Annotated in this window: 10 protein-coding genes; 2 read left to right on the top strand and 8 right to left on the bottom strand. The window is 48.1% G+C overall.

Annotated features, from left to right (window positions below; genetic code table 11):
- Positions 1–158 precede the first annotated feature (158 nt).
- The 3 genes from IPP66_03130 to IPP66_03120 form a co-directional block, all read right to left on the bottom strand.
- Positions 159–1,283 (bottom strand): IS481 family transposase, encoded by a 1,125-nt coding sequence (locus tag IPP66_03130; protein MBK9924262.1) that lies wholly within the window; start codon positions 1,281–1,283, stop codon positions 159–161.
- A 271-nt stretch (positions 1,284–1,554) separates the two neighbouring features.
- Positions 1,555–2,274, bottom strand: a complete 720-nt coding sequence (locus IPP66_03125; protein ID MBK9924261.1) for a hypothetical protein — start codon at positions 2,272–2,274, stop codon at positions 1,555–1,557.
- Between the two features lie 160 nt (positions 2,275–2,434).
- The gene (locus IPP66_03120) at positions 2,435–4,546 is read right to left on the bottom strand and encodes a hypothetical protein (protein MBK9924260.1); all 2,112 of its coding nucleotides are present in this window, start codon (positions 4,544–4,546) and stop codon (positions 2,435–2,437) included.
- Between the two features lie 140 nt (positions 4,547–4,686).
- Between IPP66_03120 and IPP66_03115 the strand changes: the two genes are divergently transcribed.
- Positions 4,687–8,784, top strand: coding sequence for a carboxypeptidase regulatory-like domain-containing protein (locus tag IPP66_03115; GenBank protein ID MBK9924259.1), 4,098 nt, complete (start codon positions 4,687–4,689; stop codon positions 8,782–8,784).
- A 104-nt stretch (positions 8,785–8,888) separates the two neighbouring features.
- On the opposite strand, the gene gcvT is transcribed toward IPP66_03115, so the two are convergent.
- From gcvT to IPP66_03100, 3 genes are all read right to left on the bottom strand, one after another.
- A complete protein-coding gene (gcvT, locus tag IPP66_03110; GenBank protein ID MBK9924258.1) occupies positions 8,889–12,017 on the bottom strand; it encodes a glycine cleavage system aminomethyltransferase GcvT in 3,129 nt (1,042 codons plus the stop codon).
- A 126-nt stretch (positions 12,018–12,143) separates the two neighbouring features.
- A complete protein-coding gene (locus IPP66_03105) occupies positions 12,144–12,722 on the bottom strand; it encodes a hypothetical protein (protein MBK9924257.1) in 579 nt (192 codons plus the stop codon).
- An 88-nt stretch (positions 12,723–12,810) separates the two neighbouring features.
- Entirely contained in the window at positions 12,811–13,935 is a 1,125-nt protein-coding gene (locus tag IPP66_03100; protein ID MBK9924256.1) for an LCP family protein, read from the bottom strand.
- A gap of 166 nt (positions 13,936–14,101) precedes the next feature.
- On the opposite strand from IPP66_03100, the gene IPP66_03095 reads away from it, so the two are divergent.
- Complete coding sequence (locus IPP66_03095) at positions 14,102–14,620, top strand: hypothetical protein (protein MBK9924255.1); 519 nt, start codon at positions 14,102–14,104, stop codon at positions 14,618–14,620.
- Between the two features lie 93 nt (positions 14,621–14,713).
- Here the strand turns inward: IPP66_03095 and IPP66_03090 are convergent, their stop codons facing one another.
- Together IPP66_03090 and IPP66_03085 are read right to left on the bottom strand one after the other, a co-directional pair.
- Positions 14,714–17,206 carry a DUF11 domain-containing protein gene (locus IPP66_03090; protein MBK9924254.1) on the bottom strand — a complete coding sequence of 831 codons (2,493 nt, stop codon included), beginning with the start codon at positions 17,204–17,206 and terminating at the stop codon, positions 14,714–14,716.
- 1 nt (position 17,207) lies between these two features.
- Positions 17,208–19,085: a HAMP domain-containing protein gene (locus IPP66_03085; GenBank protein MBK9924253.1), complete on the bottom strand. Its 1,878-nt coding sequence runs from the start codon at positions 19,083–19,085 to the stop codon at positions 17,208–17,210.
- Between the last annotated feature and the right edge of the window lie 186 nt (positions 19,086–19,271).

Here is a 19,271-nt window from a genome sequence, read left to right as displayed (position 1 = left end):
AGAAAAGCGGACAACATAATGCCCATCGCCAAGTATCCCCGACCCCCTCCGCCCTTCGGGCACCTCCCCCAAATACGACAAGCTAAAGTCTGAATGCGGTGTATGGACTGGGTAGAAGGTATACGGGTGTTCGGGTAGATGGTATACGCATTGATTTGTTAAGGATTATCTGCCAAAAGATTAATTTGAGCAATCCTTTGTTTGAAGAAAAACACATTAAGAACGCCGTCCATCTCGGTGGGTCGGAGAGCCACAAGCGTTTTCTTAAATGCTTTTCCAATACGAAATTTCCGGCCCAGGTATTGCAACTTTCCAAGACAATCTATTTTTCTAAGGATATCGTTTGCTTCATATTCAATAGGCGGAAAATTTCCTGTGAAAGTTCGGGAGCTGGGTTGGTAATGTGAACCGGGGGGCTGCATATCCAAGGCTTGATGAGGACGCTCGTAGTTATAACTATTTCTCCAAACATCAAATTTGTATTGGCAATCGTCCAAGTCGTAAAATGGCTGACGAATTAGCAACTCATTCTTTAGGGTTCTATGTAATCGCTCGTCCTTCCCTTGTGTCTGGGGATGATGAATACGACCATGCACCACCTGAATACCCAAACGTACCAACCAAGAAGTAAGCTTTGTGTGGAACCCTTTCCAAATTGCACCATTATCCATCAGCATTCGTTCGGGTAACCCATAGCAACTAAAAATATCTTTCAAATGTTCCCGCACGGCTCTGGAATGCTGATAGGGGCATGCTTTCAGCCCTATCAGAAACCGAGAATGATCATCGATCACCGTGAGGGGATGGCACAATAAACCATTCGCCATTTCAAAATGACCTTTGAAATCCATTTGCCATAATTGGTTTGGATATTCCATCTCAAACCTTTGGACAGGACTATGCTTGATGCTCTCCTTACAATCCAACATTTCATTGCGAGACAAGATGGCAGTGATGGTACTGGCAGCGGGTGGTAGTTTGATCCCGTCCTGAACTAACTTCCATTGGATCTTTCTGCCTCCCCAGGTTGGATGAGCACGTCGTACTTTAAGCACTGCTTCTTCAAGGATAGAACTACTTTTTAGCGGGCTATGCTGTGGACGGCGGCTACGATCATACAATCCATTAGCGCCTTCTTCTCGGTAGCGCTTTATCCACTTGTAGCCTGTCCGTGGAGTGATGCCAAATTCTCGACATAAGGCTCGTATGTTTGCATTTTCTTTCAAGGCTAATTCAACAAATTCCTGGCGTTGAGACATAGTTGTTTTCGCTTTCCACGGCATAACGACCTCCTCTGGTCCATCTGCCGATTCTACAAAATATGTATACTATGTCTCCGAACGTGTGTTTACCATGTCCCCAGTCCATACATGCGGATTCAAAGTTTATATCGTCGGATTTGGGGGAGGCTGGGTGGGGGTCGAAAAGCGGACAATAAAATGCCATCTCCCGTGGGAGCCTCAAAGGTGTGCTTCGCGAAGGGACAAGTCATCCCACCGAGCATAACCATTACCCGGGTGAAGTCCCTGCGGAGCCAGGCATTGAGGAGGGGATTTACTTGTGTCTTTCAGGATGGTCAGCACCGAACCCATCGCTGATAAGCCGCGGCTTGATGACTGCCGTCCATTGGGCATAGCCTTTTTGGTTGGGATGCAGCTGGTCGAAGCGATAGAGACTGCGATTCGGTTTTCCGTCTAGACCAAGCAGGTGATCGGTCAGATCAATGAAGCGCAGGCGCGAGTCAGACTTTGTGTGTTCATGGATCAGATGATTGGCTTCACTGGCAATGGACCAGAGTTTCCAGCGGGAGGCGGAAGGAGTGATCGCCACGTAATAGATGGGCGCATCAGGCAAGGCTGCTTGCATATGTTTGACAAAGGCTAGATATCCGTCAAAGACCTGCTGGGCTGTTGCCGGTGTAGGTGGAGCGATATCATTTGTCCCAGCAAATAGAACAACGGCGCGTGGATGATACGGAGTCACGATCCGATCCATATACCTGAGGACATCATTGATCTTTGCGCCGCCAAACCCGCGGTTAAGCACCGGCAAAGGCGACAAATCGTGTTCCATGGTGGACCAAAGCGTAAAGCTGGAACTACCAACAAACACGATCTTCTGATTGGGGGCAACGGGGGTAAGGCGATCCTGTGCCTCAAAACTGCGGATGCTCGCCTCCCAGGCGTTTGGATCGTTTCGAATAGATCCAAGTATGCCTGAGAACATATTGAACCCATCTCTGATTCGCTTTTGGGTTTTCTGCCAGATATTCACAATGAACCTCCTGTTCGATCGCATCTACTATACCGCGCTTTTACTGGGAAACTCGCTAGTATTTTGATAGCGGGATTTATCATCACACCGAAAAATCACCACTCTCGGGGTTAGGTCCGCCGCTCTCTCCCTTCCTCCTCATGGCAATCTCTCCTAAGCGTTAATTATTTTTTACAGTAAATATCAATTGAATGACAGGTCCTACATACCTTGTATGCATCCACATTCTCCAAGTGCTAACAAATTGCTTTTCTTGTACCCCATCAGGTAGATTAGGTGCAACTAACGGATTATCATAGTCTGTAAATGTGTAAGGTTGTCCTGTTTCAATAGTTCCTTTTACCCCAATGACTGGCCAGGCTCCAAACAAATTGAAATCGTTATCATCGGCATTGGACATGAAATCGCCACGATCTTCTCTAAGTTCATATATTCCTTCAGGAGAAACAGTAATTTCAAAACGTAAAGTATTTCCAACTTTAAGTGATGTGGGATACACAGCCGTTACGATTGGTGTAGACGATGAAGTGTCAAATGAAAGTGATGGGCATGTCCGCTCTCTTTCAAATGTCACAAAGCAAATACTTGTCACTTTAAGGACAGAGTCTGGCAAAGGCAGGCGGGAATGAGTAAGCCCCATTGTTTGTGTACCTGTCCAAACGTGATCATCATCGAACGGGCATGGAGCATCTGGACAACTGCTTCCGATTGCTATGACGGAAGTATCCAAAGTATTATAGACCTTCCAAACTTTGTTATCAAAATAAACAACGCCTTTTGCTGTTGCAGCCCATATGCGATTATAGCGATCCAATGCTAAGGCTCTTACATCATTGCTAGGGAGACCTTCTTTCACTCGATAAACTGTCCATTTTCCTTGTTCGAAACGGCTAATGCCACCATCTATGGTTGCAAACCAAATTGATTCAGGATTTTCTGCGTTTTCACGACGGATAACGATACTCCGTATTTCATCTCCTGCCAACCCGTTTTCAGTTGTTACTGTATAGTAAATCCATTTATTGTCCGACTGTCGGTACTCACTTACCCCATCACGTATATGTCCAACCCATATGTTTTGTTCGCTATCAAACTCAATTGAGCTCACATGGTTATTAAATATTGTGTCATTTTGTACTTGATATGGGACACTCCAATATTTCCCGTCAAACTTTGCCACGCCTTCCCATGTGCCAACCCATAGAATTCCCTGATCACCAAAAACTAGTTTGAATACTTCATTGCTTGGTAGTCCGTCATTGGTTGTATAGTGGTGCCATTCTTTACCATCAAATGACAACACCCCATTTTTTTCTGTGCCTATCCAAAGTGTACCTGATTGACTTACAACGATTGAATTGATATTTTGACTTCCAGCGATTTTCGAAAAATCGCAATTGAACAAGTTCTTCTTATCATAATGTCCTACCCCTGTTGTTGAATTATTGTCAGACGCAAAATAACCAATCCAAAGCCCTGTTTGATCAATAGCCAATGCGCGGACAGTGTTATTCAGGATGCCTGGTGTATTTTCAGTATTGAAGTTGCTAAGTCCTTGGCTTCTGATGAACCTAGGAAGCCCTAAATCCACCGGCGTTTGGCTTGCTTCACCACAAACTGAAATTTGGCTTGTAGGAGCGGGAATAACATCTGTAGCTGTTGGAGACAATGTTACCGGCGTTGATGTTTCTGTTAATGTTGACGTTGAAGTTTGTACGGGTAATTTCTTGCCGCTATTTGAAATGATAAAAAATAATGCGCCAACAGCAAAAGCAACCAAAAGAAGGATCAGCACTAAACGACTAAATACTCTCGGCTCTCCATTGTTATTATTTTCTTCAGAATTCATTTCCTTTACATCTAAAGAAACTGATGATTCAGATTGAATATTTTGTGTGATGCTCTGCTCCCTCTGCCAGAAAAGAGAAAAGAACTCATCTTTAGCTTTCCTCAGGTAATTATAAAAAGTCCTTTCTGCCCATCGTTTCGGGCGTCCTTTTGCTATCATATCCTTGGGGCTTAACCCTTCCCAGAATCTACCACGCAGAATATCAGCATAGTCTGGGTTCTCTTTTTCAAGTGTTTCTAGAATATTAGCCAGTACAGCTTTTAAGGCTTGATACGGCAATGCCGCTGGATTTTCTTGTTCATACTTGATAACTATGTTGAATGAAAGCAATTTGGATTCACCTAGCTGAAGCGGCGAATTCAAATTGGCTAAAGCATCACCTATGTCGGTTATTATTTCGTCAGGTATAGGAATAGAATTCATTGTACAGCCCTGATAGCGAATTGCAGTGATTATACAGTGCTTTTACAGTGTAATTGCATCACAAAAAAACTTTTAGGAGTACTATGCAACTGATGATAATTTACTAATTGTCCAGCTATAACATTTGAAGGAGAAACAACATGAACATATCTAATAAATCAAAGCCTAGCAAAAAAGTTGTATGGGTTTCTCTGATGCGTAAATTCATGGAAGGAATTGTACTCACAGGAATGTTATTTTCTACACTTGGAATGACAGGTGTACCTTTGCCAGTAAACCCAGTTATCCAAACTCAATATGAAGGCACTTGCCTGGTAGACTCCGCTAGACAAGGTTCGGTACGGATACCAAACTTTTTAAATATCCCCGAACCTCATTATTTTATTGATTTGCATATCCCCTCGCCTGCACCTATGTTTGTTAGAAAAGAAGATGGAACCATACATGTATTTACTAATCAAAGTTGGCTTCCTCAATCTGATGTAGACGATTGGGTGGTTCAGGAACCTGGGACAGACACGTGGAATGGAAATATAGTACCAGCAAATACTTATCGTGTACTTGTTGAGAAACGATGGCTACTAGACCCTTTAGATTCTCGTTTTTCCGATCTGTATATAAGTGAACACCCTGATAATCTGTTACAGTTACATTGTTGGTTAGGCGGAGGAATTGGAGGATTAGTTAAGTATTCTTCAGGCCAGTTGGTTAGCGGCGCTAATGTGACCCTTTCAAATGGTGCGTTTACATCTACAACTACTACAGATACATCGGGAGCTTATGGGTTTGATAGTGTGCCTGCTGGTTCAGTAACAATCTCTGCTACCATCAATGGCATTTCTGGCCAAGTATCAGCCAATCTGACTGCTGGACAGTCCCAACAAGCATCAATTATATGGCTTAACGTAGGAAACCCACCACCGCCTGCTCAAAACGGTATTGAGTTGGTAAGTGTTTCCAATCATAATGTTCAGCCTGGAGAAAAATTCAACCCATCGGTAACAATTCGTGTAACCTCTGGCTATCTTGACCCTGCACGTGGCGACCATCTCCATGCTACGCCTGAAGATCAGAGCAATACACTTGGTGCCTGGCCGGTTCAAGCTGTCAAGAGCTACGTTGGCACGGGACAGACTTATACGTTTAATGTAAGTAATGATGCTGGCTTTCAAATGACGGCGCCGAATTCACCTGGCAATTATCAAGTTGTTTGGCAATTGCGGGTTGGCGGAAACCATATTGGACCTCAAGCGATTATTCATATTAGTGTGGGGATGCCGAATCGTGCCCCTTCATCCCCCACACCACTGGCCCCCAACGATTGGGCTGAAATTCACAGCCAACAAGCTCCCGAATTATGTTGGAGTGCTGTTGGCGATCCGGATGGTGACTCGGTCCAATATTATGCTGAGATTTATCAGAGTGCCGTGCTAGATAATAGTGGTTGGATCAACGGAACTTGTTGGCGTCCAACTACTATCTATGGTCAATATTTTGGTTATCAGTGGCATGTCAAGGCTAGAGATAGCCGTGGTGCAGAGAGTGGCTTCGGGAATACCATACACTTTACTCTGTCTCCACCATTATACGATCCTCAACAGCCTACATCCGTTCCTCAGTCTATTCCAGCACTTCCGATCCAAACAGGATATTCATGGGATAGCACCTACTTATACCGACGCCCATTGGTAATTACGACGAATGATGACTTGAAAGCTGGGATGCTCATTAAAGTTGACGGGATAGACCTAGAAACTCTGGTCGCAGAAGGGAAAATACGCGCGGATCACAATGACCTACGAGTTGTTCGACGTCTTTCCGCAAATACATGGCAGGAAGTGCAGCGTATTTATGCGTCTAGCTGGGATGTCGAGTTCCAATTGCTCTCAGATATTTATCCCGGAACTGATACGTCATATTACCTGTATTATGGAAACCCAAGCGCAGGTGTTCCACCAACTTTCAGTTTGCCAAATGGCTGGTATGTTGATATGTACCGTGATAAGTGGTGGGAGTCGTGGGGCGGAACTTGGGAATACAATCAGGCTATAGATTTCAATAATAGTTGTGAGTCACCATTGAATCACAATACCAAACTTAATAGCTCTTTTGACGATTCAGACAAGTACAGAGGTCGCATCTATATACCATCGACAGGTAACTGGACCTTTAATGTATATACCAACGACGGATATCGCTTATACATCGACGGTGTCGAAGTAGGACGTTTTGATGGTTACACTGGAGAACGCTGGGCGACGATAGGTTCGCTGGACTTGAAAGCAGGCTGGCATTGGATGGACGCTCGCAACATGTGGGTTAATTGTGGTCCATGGAAATTAGCCATGTCTGGACCCGGCTTCGGGAATCAAATCATCCCGGCTAATTACTTTCAGAAAAGTTGGGGCAATGTGAAAACAGGCATTTCACCCTCAGCAGAAGAACTCAATTTGCCCGTTACCAATACCCCAACTCCGACATTGACGCCAACCATAATGTCGACTTCAACACCTGTTGCGACTGGAACAGTAAATCAGTCGTCAACTGATTCTTCATTGTACAGTTTTGAAGGAGGAACTACTCAAGGCTGGTCGAGCGTAGAATCAATCACAAGTGTCACCAACACAACCAACAATGCCTTTTTGGGCACCCACTCACTGTGCGCAACATCCAACTTTCCAGGGGGAGGATGGGATGATGGTTATGCTTTTGTGGACAAGGATGTAACCGTAGGTGACACTATTACAGCAAGGTTGTATGTGCCTGCTGGGTACACTGACATCAGTTCATCGATCTATCTTCTGGATGCTAACTGGGGATGGTATGAATCTTCCTTCACTGGACTAACACCTGGAACATGGACAACATTGACTTGGGATTTGTCAGGTTTAGGTTTTGTTACACCCACACATCGGTTTGGTTTTCACATCGGAAGCAGTAGTTCCTACCAAGGATGTGTTTACATTGATAGTGTGAATGTCACCTCTGGAGTGAATTCTCCGACCCCAACAAACACCTTGATTTCCACACCTACGCCAATAGCCATTTCAACGCCAGTTGCGACTGGAACAGTAAATCAGCCATCAGTCGATTCTTCATTGTACAGTTTTGAAGGAGGAACTACACAAGGCTGGTCGAGCGTAGAATCAATCACAAGTGTTACCAACACAACCAGCAATGCCTTTTTGGGCACCCACTCACTGTGCGCAACATCCAACTTTCCAGGGGGAGGATGGGATGATGGTTATGCTTTTGTGGACAAGGAGGTAACCGCAGGCGACACTATTACAGCAAGGTTGTATGTGCCTGCCGGATACAATGATATTAGTTCATCAATCTATCTTCTGGATGCTAACTGGGGATGGTATGAATCTTCCTTCACTGGACTAACACCTGGAACATGGACAACATTGACTTGGGATTTGTCAGGTTTAGGTTTTGTTACACCCACACATCGGTTTGGTTTCCACATTGGAAGCAGTAGTCCTTATCAAGGATGTGTTTACATCGACAGCGTGAATATTGTCTCGCAAGTAAATTCCACCCAAACGCCCACTCTTGCATCAACCAATACGCTTACACCGGTTCCAACCTTTACACAGACAGAGACCAACACTCCATTGCCAACTGCAACCTTGGTACCGTCATCAACGCCCACTCTGGTGCCAACCAGCACCTTTACACCTGTTCCGACTTTCACACCAACAAAGACCAATACTCCGTTGCCAACTGCAACTGTTGGATCAACACTGACCCCTACCAAAACAAAGACACCAACACCAGTGGCAAGTCCCACTAAAACAAGAACTCCAACTCCAAGTTCCAGCCCTACAAAGACTGCAACGCCAACATCTACCACTGCTAGCTCAGGGACTGAATTACTGACTCAACCCTGGCATTTGGTTGGGAACAATGGCGCTGCAGAGCTTTACCAGAGTATTAGTTCTAATGCCTTGCAAGGTAAGGTAAGGGTTTGTGCCACCTATGATTTGCATGGATTGAATGCTCTTGGTGGCGATGCATCAGCGATCATCTTTGACCAGTCAGGTTGGAAGTATGTCAGTTTGTCCAACTATGGGCAGAATGGCTTGAATGGAGTGCAGACAGCTTGCATTCCACTCTCGAACTTCCCCGGGCTCAACTCCAATGCTTCAGTTGGCACCCTCCATACACGCTTCTGGTATTCGGGTCCATTCACAGTCGACATCACAAGCGTGAAGGTATATAGCACCCCATGAAAAAACCATCACAAAATTCGATCTAGTTAACGTGGGATTTAGATAACATAAATGGGACAACCTACATATATCAGGTTGTCCCATTTATTATTTATACCAATTTATTACAACTTCGCGAACCTGCTCACCACCTTCGCCATCCCAGCGGGACGTTCCGTATTCCCGCCTTGATGGATACCGATGGGCGTGCCGATCTTCGTGTACGCCAAGTCCACGTATGCCTGGCCTGTGATGAAGCGCTGTCCGTCAATGGCGCAGGAGGTGACGAAGCCAATGCGTTCGCCTTTTTCGTTGACCACAGGGTCACCGTTGTGCGCCATACGCGTGCGTTGTTCGTCGAACGTAAAGCGGATGACGACTCCCTTGCGCTCTTTCTCGCGCGCCACATACGCATCGCGACCGATGAACCACGGCTTGTATGTTTTGACGTACGAACCGAATCCGCCTTCGGCGACACCTAAATCTTTGCCGTCAAATTTACCTGAACCCAATCCCATCTCATGACCATACAACGGAAGTCCCGCCTCGGTGCGCAATGAGTCTCTTGCGCCCAAACCGATCGGCTTGACTCCGTACTGCTCGCCTGCTTTCAAGACCGCATTCCAAAAGTCCACGGCACGCTCGGGATGCACGAACAACTCGAACGCCATCTTCTCGCCCGTGTAACCTGTGCGTGAGACGATCAAGTCAAATCCGCCAACAACCGCATCGCACAACTCGGTCCGCTTCAACTTCATGATGCGCTCACGTGATTCACTGTCCACGCCCATCGCTAACAGAATGTCGCGGCTCTTCGGTCCTTGCAGGGCAATGTCCACGCGCATGGCGTCGCCAGAAGAGGCGTCCCGAAGATTCCGTATCTCGGCGTTGTACCCAAACGTCCGCGCAGAAGGACGCGCGTTATCGATCCGCACCTTTCCATCGCGCACGCTTTCGAGCCACGTCCGATCCTTGTCATCGTTCGACGCGTTCACCACCACGAGATAATCATCCCAGCCGCGGCGATAGACGAGCGTATCGTCGATCACATCCGCATCGGGCGTCAGGAAATGCGTGTAAAGGCTCTCGCCAGGGTTCAGCCCGCCGCAGTCATTGCCGCAGACCGCATCCAAAAACGAAGCCGCATCCGCGCCGCGCACATCGTACACGCCCATGTGCGAAACATCGAACAAGCCCGCCGCATTGCGCGTGGCAAGATGCTCCTCGAAAATACCCGAATACTGCACAGGCATTTCCCAACCCGCAAAGGGGACCATCCTGCCGCCGAGGTCTCGATGGACTTGATTCAGCGCTGTTTTCTGTAAGGGCGGATGACCATCCGCCCCTACCTCACTGACCTCATTCCACACAAAGGGCGGCAGCGCCTCTTTCTTGGACTTTGAGTCGATGCCAACATACCAAACTTTTTCTTCACCCTTGACCGCTATCTTCTTACCGATGCGCTTGTCCGCTTTCCAATCCGTGACCAACGAAGGGCCAGGCATTCTCTTTGCACTGAAATCTTTTTTGCCATCCAAATTGAACGATGTGTACCCATCAGATAGATCGCGCAACCACGTAGCAACGACACCAGCTTTTGCAACGGGCACTTGCAACAAGTATGCGCCCATGTCCACGCAAGTGAGCGTGCCTTTCACAACTCCTTTTGGAGTAGCGATCGTCGTTGCTTGTGACTCGCCTTCTTTCAACGCGCTCAGGTCAGACGACACAGCGAAATCCAACATCTGCCGCACGCGGTAACCGGTGATCTCAAACACGCCAGTCGTGGATTTATCGTCAATGTAATAGAAGTGCGGATACCCATGTGCCTTGTACTTAAAGTCAATGCCTGCGCTCTCCGTCAGCTTGCGGATCTTCAACTTGGCATCGTTCAATACTTTGAAGTCCAACTTTGCGCGGCGCTGTTTGCCCTTGCGGACGGTGTCCACGCTGTGTGGTGCACATGCGAGAAGTACATCCGCCATGATGTCTGCCAGCTCGCGAGTCTTCTTCTCATCGAAGCCACGCTGTGTGATCCACGGCGTCCCCAAACGAATTCCGCTCGGGTCCATCGAGTTCTTGTCGCCGGGGATCGTGTTGCGATTGATCACCACACCAACGATATCCAAAATGCGTGAGGCCTGGTCACCGCTGAGTTTCGTGCCATCTTCACCGACGATGCTCGTGCAATCCACATTGACGAGGTGTGTGTTCGTACCACCAAATGGCACGCGCAGTCCGCGCTTGGTGAATTGGTCTGCCATCGCTTTGGCGTTCTTGAGAGTCTGTTCTTGCAATTGCTTGAATTGCTTTGTCTGCGTCAATTTGAACGTCAATGCCAACCCCGCGAACACGTTGACGTGTGGTCCGCCCTGTTCACCGGGGAAGACGGCTTTGTCAATTTTCTTCGCGATCTCCGGGTACGTGGTCATGATGACTGCCCCGCGTGGCCCGTCAATCGATTTGTGCGTGGTGGACATCACTACATGCGCATGTCCAATCGGTGAAGGCACAACGCCCGCCGCAACAAGCCCGCCGATGTGTGAGATGTCTGTGAGCAAGTACGCGCCCACTTCATCGGCAATCGCTCTGAACTTTTCCCAATCGGGCATCCATGAATAGGATGAGTAGCCAGCGATCATCAACTTGGGTTTGTGTTCCATCGCCAATTCATGGATGGCTTCATAGTCAATACGTTCGTTCTCATCAATGGTGTAATGCACCGCCTTGAACCATTTCCCTGAACGATTCACCGATGAACCATGTGAGAGGTGTCCACCGTGCAAGAGGTTAAGTCCCATCACGGTACTGCCGAGGTCGATCAACGCGTGATACACCGCATTATTGGCGGGTCCGCCCGAAAGCGCCTGCACATTGACATAGATCTGATCTGCGGAATATCCGTTCGCCGCGAAAGTCTCTGCCGCGCGTCGGCGAGCCAGCGCCTCGACCACGTCCGCGTATTCAACGCCTTTGTAGTAGCGCGGGTCACTGTAACGACGATAATGTGCCAACCGCATCGGGTAATCGAGGATCTCTTCCTCGTGCATCCAGCGAGTCTCTTCATCGGGGTAGCCTTCCGCATAGATGTTTTGGAAGGCAGAAGCCAACGCCTCACGCACTGCCATCGGCGCAGTGGATTCGGACGCAATCAGAATCAACTTGCGGGCCTGCCGTTCGGCTTCGAGTTGTGTCAGTTCATACACATCAGGGTCGAGCTTGGCAAGGTTTCCGCGAAATAAATAATCGGACATTGTTTTTGTCTCCTGGGGATATAAGAGTGCGGCGCACCCTCTTTGTCGTCAATCTATTTGAATTGTAGAACGGGAGGGGGGAAGGGTCAAGGTCATAACCTCGTAGGGAACAGCAGCTGCTGTTCCCTACGAATGTAAATCGAATATCTCATTCCAATAATCATTAATGGATTTCGCCGGCACCCCAAATTTTGCGTTGGCTGGGTTATCGCGGTCCTCTGCCCATTTCACAGGATTATAGAGAATGTATTCCCGAATTTTCTCCAACTCGAATTCATTACGGATGATACGGTCGTAAAAACTCTTCTGCCAGACAGACACTCCCACAAGACCACGTAATTTGTTGATGCGTGTTGCCGCTGTTGTTTTAAATGCCCCGATGATATTGCTCAATGTTTCAAATTTTGTGTCTGCTTCCGTAGGAGTGGGCAGCTGCCCACCCCTACCAATGGAATCATTCTTCCACGTACCGGGGTGCAAACGATACGAACCTTCCCCTAGTATCCAAAGAATGCAATGAATATGATTGGGCATCACGATAAACGCATCCAATTCAATGTTGGCGAACACATCCAAAACAGATTGCCATGCAGATTCAACAGCCAGTTTGGAGTCTGATGTTTCAAATAGAAATCCCCTGTCCTTTGTGCAGGCCGTGACGAAGTATGCACCGGGCAAGGAATAATCATATTCTGGCAAACGCATGGGTTTTCGTTCACGGCGGGATCTCATGTAGAGATTATATAACCATTGCACCGTAGGGGACGGCAGCTGCCGTTCCCTACATAACATCTTAATCCTCACACGAAAATTCTGCGTTCGTTTGATCGGGTGATGGGGTGGCATCAACAATGACATTGGGATCGGGCCACGTGCCTTGTTGGAAACGGTCAATGTAATCGCGTAGAACATTCTTGTCCGCATCCAGAATGGATGTGGTGTCGCCCAGTTGTGGGTCGAATTGTTTGACGCTTTTGAATAGTTCGATGGGGAAACTGGCGAAGACCACGTTTTGTCCGTGCATTTGGGTCGCGAGGCAGGCAAGTTGGTTGATCTGTTCGGGGCTGAGATCGGTTTGAACGTACCGTTGAAAGGTGGAGATCAATTCAGGGACAGCCGTTATAGTGGACGGGCTGAGGAGTTTCTTTCGCAGTGCGCACATGACGATGTTCTGGTTTTCGGCGCGGGTGAAGACGTTGTATTGCCGAACACGTGCGATCCATAACGCAGTCTCACCGTCCACGTGATGCTGGCCGGGTGGAATGGCAAAGCCTTTAGGATTCTCTTTGGAACGCGTTGTGATCTCATAGGGCAGGTACACGTCAATGCCGCCGACCGCGTTGACGATGTTTTCGAACGTCTTCATATTGACCGCGATGTAGTGATCGGGTTGCGCGCCAAGATTGAGATTCAACGTACGGGCTAACAGGCCGGGGCCTTCGCCGGGACCATCGTAATAGCCAAGTCCCTCGTTGCCGTAAAGATATGCTTGATTCATCTTTCCTTGCGTGATGCCATAGTGTTCCGCGATCTCGGGAATATCCACCCACAGATCACGCGGCACTTCGAGGATGGTCACACGCGCATTGACAAAGTCCACGCGCACGAGGCGGATGATATCCGCCAGCCCATACAGATAATGGTTGCCGCGCGAGTCTGAGCCGATGGCCAGAAGGTTCATCACGGCTGGCCCGCCACACAAAGGCTGTGGAGTGGCGGTGGCTGTCGATTGAATTTCGGTGGGCGTGTTGAGAGTTTCCAGCGGAAAAACTGTCAGTGTAGGTTGAAGGTTTTTCGTAGGCGTAGGCAGGCCAATGGGAGCCCCGAGCGGTTGCCGATAGATGCGAAAAAGTTGAAAGCCAGCGATCAAAAAGATGAGTAGAAAAATCCCCGGTATAAATTTTCTGATAGATCCCATGCGTTTCCTCTCCTTGTTTGAATATTTTGATTGTAGTTGGGACGGGCAGGGTGGTCAATTCGTTCCACATAATTTCCACATATCTGCATCACAGGCTCATAACACCCATCCAATATCATAGGGTCAAGGTTGAACGTGGTTCAGCCAATAAATAAGGAGAATAACAATGACTAAAAAATATTTGATCGTGATCGGTGGATTGCTTGCCGCTTTACTGGTAGTGGGTGTGATCGGTGCCACTGCGGCGTATGCACAGGGACAAACGCCTCCTGTTGGACCTTTGGGTGGGGGCCGTGGACCCGGTGATGGTCGTGGCTTTGGGCTTGGCACCGCTGAATTGGAAGCCGCCGCGAAGGTGCTTGGTATGACGGCTGATGAAGTGTCTGCCGCATTGAAGGAAGGCAAAACGCTTGAAGACCTCGCTACAACGGCTGGTGTGAAGATCGAAGATGTTCAGGCGGCGATCCAGGCTGTGCATGTGACCGAGATGCGTGACAATATTGCGCAGGCTGTCAAAGACGGCACGATCACGCAAGCGAATGCCGACTGGTTATTGGAAGGGCTCGATAAGGGTTACATCGGGAAGCCCGGTAGTTTTGGCATGGGTTTCGGTGGTGGCCATCACGGACAAGGTTTCGGTAATGGCCCGATGAATGGACAACCCCCGGCACAGAATAATCAGTAGTAGGTGGAACGCCCCGATAGATCTTCGGGACGGTTAAATCAAAACAGGTGAGTCGACTCCTCCGACTTACCTGTTTTGATTTAAATAGAGTGGTTATGGGGTTACATAAATACCATCAATGCCAGCGCCATCGGGGGGCACATCACTTGCAGGGGCAGTGATACGGATGTATCGTATCACGGTACCGGCAGGAATGCCGAAATTATCTATGTTGATAGTGATGCCTGAATAAATGTTATTGTTAAGGTAGTCCGCCAAGGGGAATGCGCCATCGATATTACAGTTATCGGCTTCACCAGAACAATCCGCTGTGTTTGCCGGTGTCGTTACAACGTTTACGTTCGTGCCGGGGTTTGGAGAGCCATCTCCCCAATTGAATATTGTATACCAGTTGGAACCGTCACTGACCTCCAGAATGATCCAGTCCATGGCGATATAGCCGCCAAGGTCCTGTTCGTAGTAGATCAGGTCATCTCCTGGGTGTGTTCCTATTGTAATTGGGGAACTCAAGGTGAGGATGAGAGAACCTCCCGAAGGCAGAACATCAATTTGGCTATCTTGTGTTGTGCCGATATTTCCTCCGTTTGATGTGCCGGAAGAGACGAACAAAATATCTGTATCAGTACTGGTATCAACATCAAGAGTTGAATTTATTGAGGCCGTGTTCACGAGATCGCCGGAAGGCGTCCCTATGGCCGTCGCGAAAACAGCGTAGGTTATGGATTCGCCAGCGGGAATGTTAACTACATCAATGATATCGCCTGCTCCGCCGCTTGTCGTGCATGTTGCCAATCCTGTCGCTAAGCAAGTCCAACTGGTGATATTTGCGTTAAGTGTTGGGTTGAAATTATTTGTAAATGTCGCACCAGTGACATTGGATGGCCCTGCATTGGCAACGACGATGGTATATGTTTTCACGGCATTTGGAACATAATGTGATGAATTATCTGTATGGGTGGTGATTTCAAGGTCTGCCGATGAACTCTGGTTGTCATTATCTGTGGCGGAGTTGTTAGCGGGGTTGGTATCTGTGTATCCACTGGGGGCTGTGACTGTTGCCATGTTGGACAGGACCCCACTTGCCGATGATGCGATGCTGGCATTGACTGTATATGTCAACGAACCACTAACAGGAATATCCACGATATCGTTGATACTTCCGCTTCCACTTGCTGTGCAACTTGCACCGGTGGATGCCAAACAGGTCCAAGTTGCAGTTATGGAGGATGAGAATGTATCAGCTACTGTTGCACCGGTCACATTCGCGGGGCCGGCATTGGAGACGATAATGGTGTATGTGACCGATGAGCCGGGTATGTAAGTCGTGACGCCATCATCTTTTGTGATTTGCAAGTCCAAATTGAAGACAGGGGTATCGGGATCGGTCGCAATGTTGTTACTTGAGTTGGTATCTGTATAACCGAGAGGCGCATTTACGGAAGCAGTATTGCTTAAATTTCCTGTTGCATTGGCATCGATATTGGCTAGCACTGTATAGGTAACACTGGCCCCTGATGCAATGTTGACGGTAGTGCTGAGATTTGTGGCGTTACTTACCGTGGGGGTACATGGTGCAACACACCATCCCCAAGTTGTTATTTGAGGTGGTTTGGGACCGTCGCTCACGGTTGCACCGGTCACGTTATTAGGTCCGTTATTGCTGACTACGATAGTGTAGGTGACGGTCGAGCCTACGGTATAGGTTGTGGCCCCGTCTGTTTTTGTGATTCCCAAATCCACAGAAATAGTGGATGGGACATAACTGTCTGTATCTGTCGCTGAGTTATTGTTTGAGTCGGTCTCTACGTAACTGAGAGGCGCATTCACGGAAGCAGAGTTGGTCAAAGTCCCTGTAGCGCTAGGACTGATGTTGGCTCGCACTGTATAGGTAACACTGGCCCCTGATGCAATGTTGACCGTGGTACTAAGATTTGTGGCGCTGCTTACCGTGGGGGTACATGGTGCAACACACCATCCCCAAGTTGTTATTTGAGATGGTTTGGGACCGTCGCTCACGGTTGCACCGGTCACGTTACTAGGTCCGTTATTGCTGACTACGATAGTGTAGGTGATGGTTGAACCATCGGTATAGGTTGTGGCCCCGTCTGTTTTTGTGATTCGTAGGTCAACAGATTTTATGGGAGTAGGTGTTAGTGTAGGTTGTGGAATATAGGGAGATGTTTTAGTAGCAACTGGAAGAGTTGCTGTAATGGTGGTGGTTGCTGAAGTTTGTGTAGGTACTGCTGCTGTTATGGTTGTCTGTGGTGTGATCGGCGCGGCTGAAACAGTGGGCGCAGGTGTGCGGGTATCGAACAATGCGCCCGGGGTTAGAAAGACATTGACCCATACCGGCTGTGTGAGAATGGATGGGTCAAGGGGTTCGATGTAGTTGACAGGTCGGTTCGTGAGGAAGTCACTGTTGGGGTCGAGATTCGACGCCATATTGGTATCCAGCTTCCAGGTAGGGGAGAAGCGGATGGCCCATTGTCCTGCGATGATCACGCATAAGAATCCAAGCAGGAGGATGATCAGGATGATGACCCAATCACGCCGTCGCTGTTTCGGTGGGGCCGTTCTTTCGCTCATCTTATGCGTTTCCGCTTACCGGCAGGCGAATGAAGACTGTCGTACCGGGATTGGTCTCTTCATCGTGGCCGGGACTTTTCAGCCAAATGCGACCGTGGTGGGCATCCATGATGCCGCGTGAGATGGCGAGACCAAGACCGGGTCCGCCTCCCTTGAATTTTGTTTTACCTGAGGAATGCAGGAGCACATCGCCGGTCTGGTAGAACTTTTCAAAGACAAGTTCATGGTCTTGCTGGTCCACGCCGATGCCGGTATCTTTGATCTGGACTTCAACTTCCGATTGACCATTGCCATCGTGAAAGGCATGGCCGCTAATGGCAATGGAACCGCCATCGGGTGTGTATTTGATGGCGTTCATAATGACATGATAAAAGACTTTGTATAGCAAACCTTTGTCGGCTTGAATGGTTGGAAGTTCTGCTATGCCATCGGTGGAGAAGGCGATATTTCTCTCCTTGAGAGATTCACCGAATGCTTTTTGTGCTTTTTCGATTAGATCTATGACTTGAACATCGGAGGGAGAAATATCCAAAAGGTGACTATCTATTCTCGAAGCATCTAGGAGGTTGTCAACAATGTCCACCATGCGTGTTGTGCCATCCATGATGCCCTTGGCGTATTTTTCAAAGGCCTTGTTGTCTTTGGCTTTGAGCTGGACCATTTGTGCATACCCCTGCACAAGAGTCAGAGGGGTACGCAGTTCATGTGCAGAGACTTGAATGAAACGGATCTTGGTACGATCCATTTGTGCGAGAGTCTCGTTGGATTTTTCCAGATCCTGAGTGCGTTGTTGCAGGCTTTCGGCCATTTCGTCGAATGTGTCGGCTAGTTTGCCGATCTCGTCGTTGGTTTTGACGCCAGTGCGTTTGGTCAAGTCACCATCTGCGATGGCGCGCGAAGTTTTTACCAATGAGGAAAGTGGATTGATGATTATGCGGGCAATGAGATAGCCTACCAAGATCACGGCGACCATTGCGGCTGAATATAGGAAGATATAGTTGTTGCGGTTGACTGAACTTTGTTCAACAACGAACTGCATAGGTAGGACAACTGCGAACACGGCGATGCGGTCGTTGGCTATCTTTAGTGGGCCAAACCCATTGCGGTAATAGCGCCCATCCACTTGGAAGTTTTTGCCTTGTACAGAATTATCCTGGTTGATGACTTCGTTGAAGAAATCTGTTCCGATGGAAAGAGTTTGCAGAAGGAGAGGATCTGTAGTGCTGACCCCGAATGTAGATCCAATCGCCTGTCCGTTGTTGGCATAGAAAATAACATCAGAGGATGATGTGGCTTTCAATTCGGGCATCAATGTGTTTAACGATGTGCCTACCATCACCGCACCGACAACATTATTTTCGAAGGCGATGGGAATGGTTGTGAAATAATATTGACGTCCATCCACGGGGTCAGTTGATAAAACGCGTCGAGGGAGACTCTCAGGATTGTTCTCGCCAAGCAGTTCGTTGACCATTGAAAATTTGGTCTGAGCCCCTAGCATGGTGACATCCTGAATTGAATTGTTGGTTTGTTTGATGATGTGAAGCGCTTCACGTCCCTGACCATCAAATAGGATTAGACTTTCGACGTTCAGCCCACCCGCGGCTGGCTTTGCCAGTAATATGATCTTTTCTGTATCCCCATTCTTTAACGCTTCGCCCAGTCCGCGTGTAAAGGCGATGACACGTGCATCCTGGAAATGGTCAATTTCTTTTCGCGCCATGGAATCGGAGACGACGCGTCCTGCCTCGAGCAATTGATTCGAAAGACGTTCTTCAAGAGAATTGGAGACAAGACGTGTAACTACATAAGCGCCTGTCACTGCGACGAGGAGCGTTAATAGCAAATATGGCAGAATGACCTTAAAACGAATGCTCACAAAATACCTTTACCCCTATCTTACAAAGGGGCTCTCTACATTATACGAAAGTTCACTGAAAAATATCACAAATCCCCTAATACTGAAAGATTTTTACAATGCGACTATCTTATGTGTAAAGATTTGGCCCAAAACAGGTCTCTCTGCAAAGAAAAGCCCCGCCCGAATGGGTTGTTTGGTTTCTCG

The sequence above is a fragment of the Candidatus Defluviilinea proxima genome, from assembly GCA_016721115.1.
Taxonomy (GTDB): Bacteria; Chloroflexota; Anaerolineae; order Anaerolineales; family Villigracilaceae; genus Defluviilinea; species Defluviilinea proxima.
The sequence above is the reverse complement of the archived record's forward strand: the minus strand, read 5'-3'. Positions and strand labels throughout refer to the sequence as shown.

Coding starts and splice junctions, on each gene's coding strand:
- IPP66_03130 (MBK9924262.1), bottom strand. CDS start 1,283: ATGCCGTGGAAAGCGAAAACAACTATGTCTCAACGCCAGGAATTTGTT.
- IPP66_03120 (MBK9924260.1), bottom strand. CDS start 4,546: ATGAATTCTATTCCTATACCTGACGAAATAATAACCGACATAGGTGAT.
- IPP66_03115 (MBK9924259.1), top strand. CDS start 4,687: ATGAACATATCTAATAAATCAAAGCCTAGCAAAAAAGTTGTATGGGTT.
- gcvT (MBK9924258.1), bottom strand. CDS start 12,017: ATGTCCGATTATTTATTTCGCGGAAACCTTGCCAAGCTCGACCCTGAT.
- IPP66_03105 (MBK9924257.1), bottom strand. CDS start 12,722: ATGCGTTTGCCAGAATATGATTATTCCTTGCCCGGTGCATACTTCGTC.
- IPP66_03100 (MBK9924256.1), bottom strand. CDS start 13,935: ATGGGATCTATCAGAAAATTTATACCGGGGATTTTTCTACTCATCTTT.
- IPP66_03095 (MBK9924255.1), top strand. CDS start 14,102: ATGACTAAAAAATATTTGATCGTGATCGGTGGATTGCTTGCCGCTTTA.
- IPP66_03090 (MBK9924254.1), bottom strand. CDS start 17,206: ATGAGCGAAAGAACGGCCCCACCGAAACAGCGACGGCGTGATTGGGTC.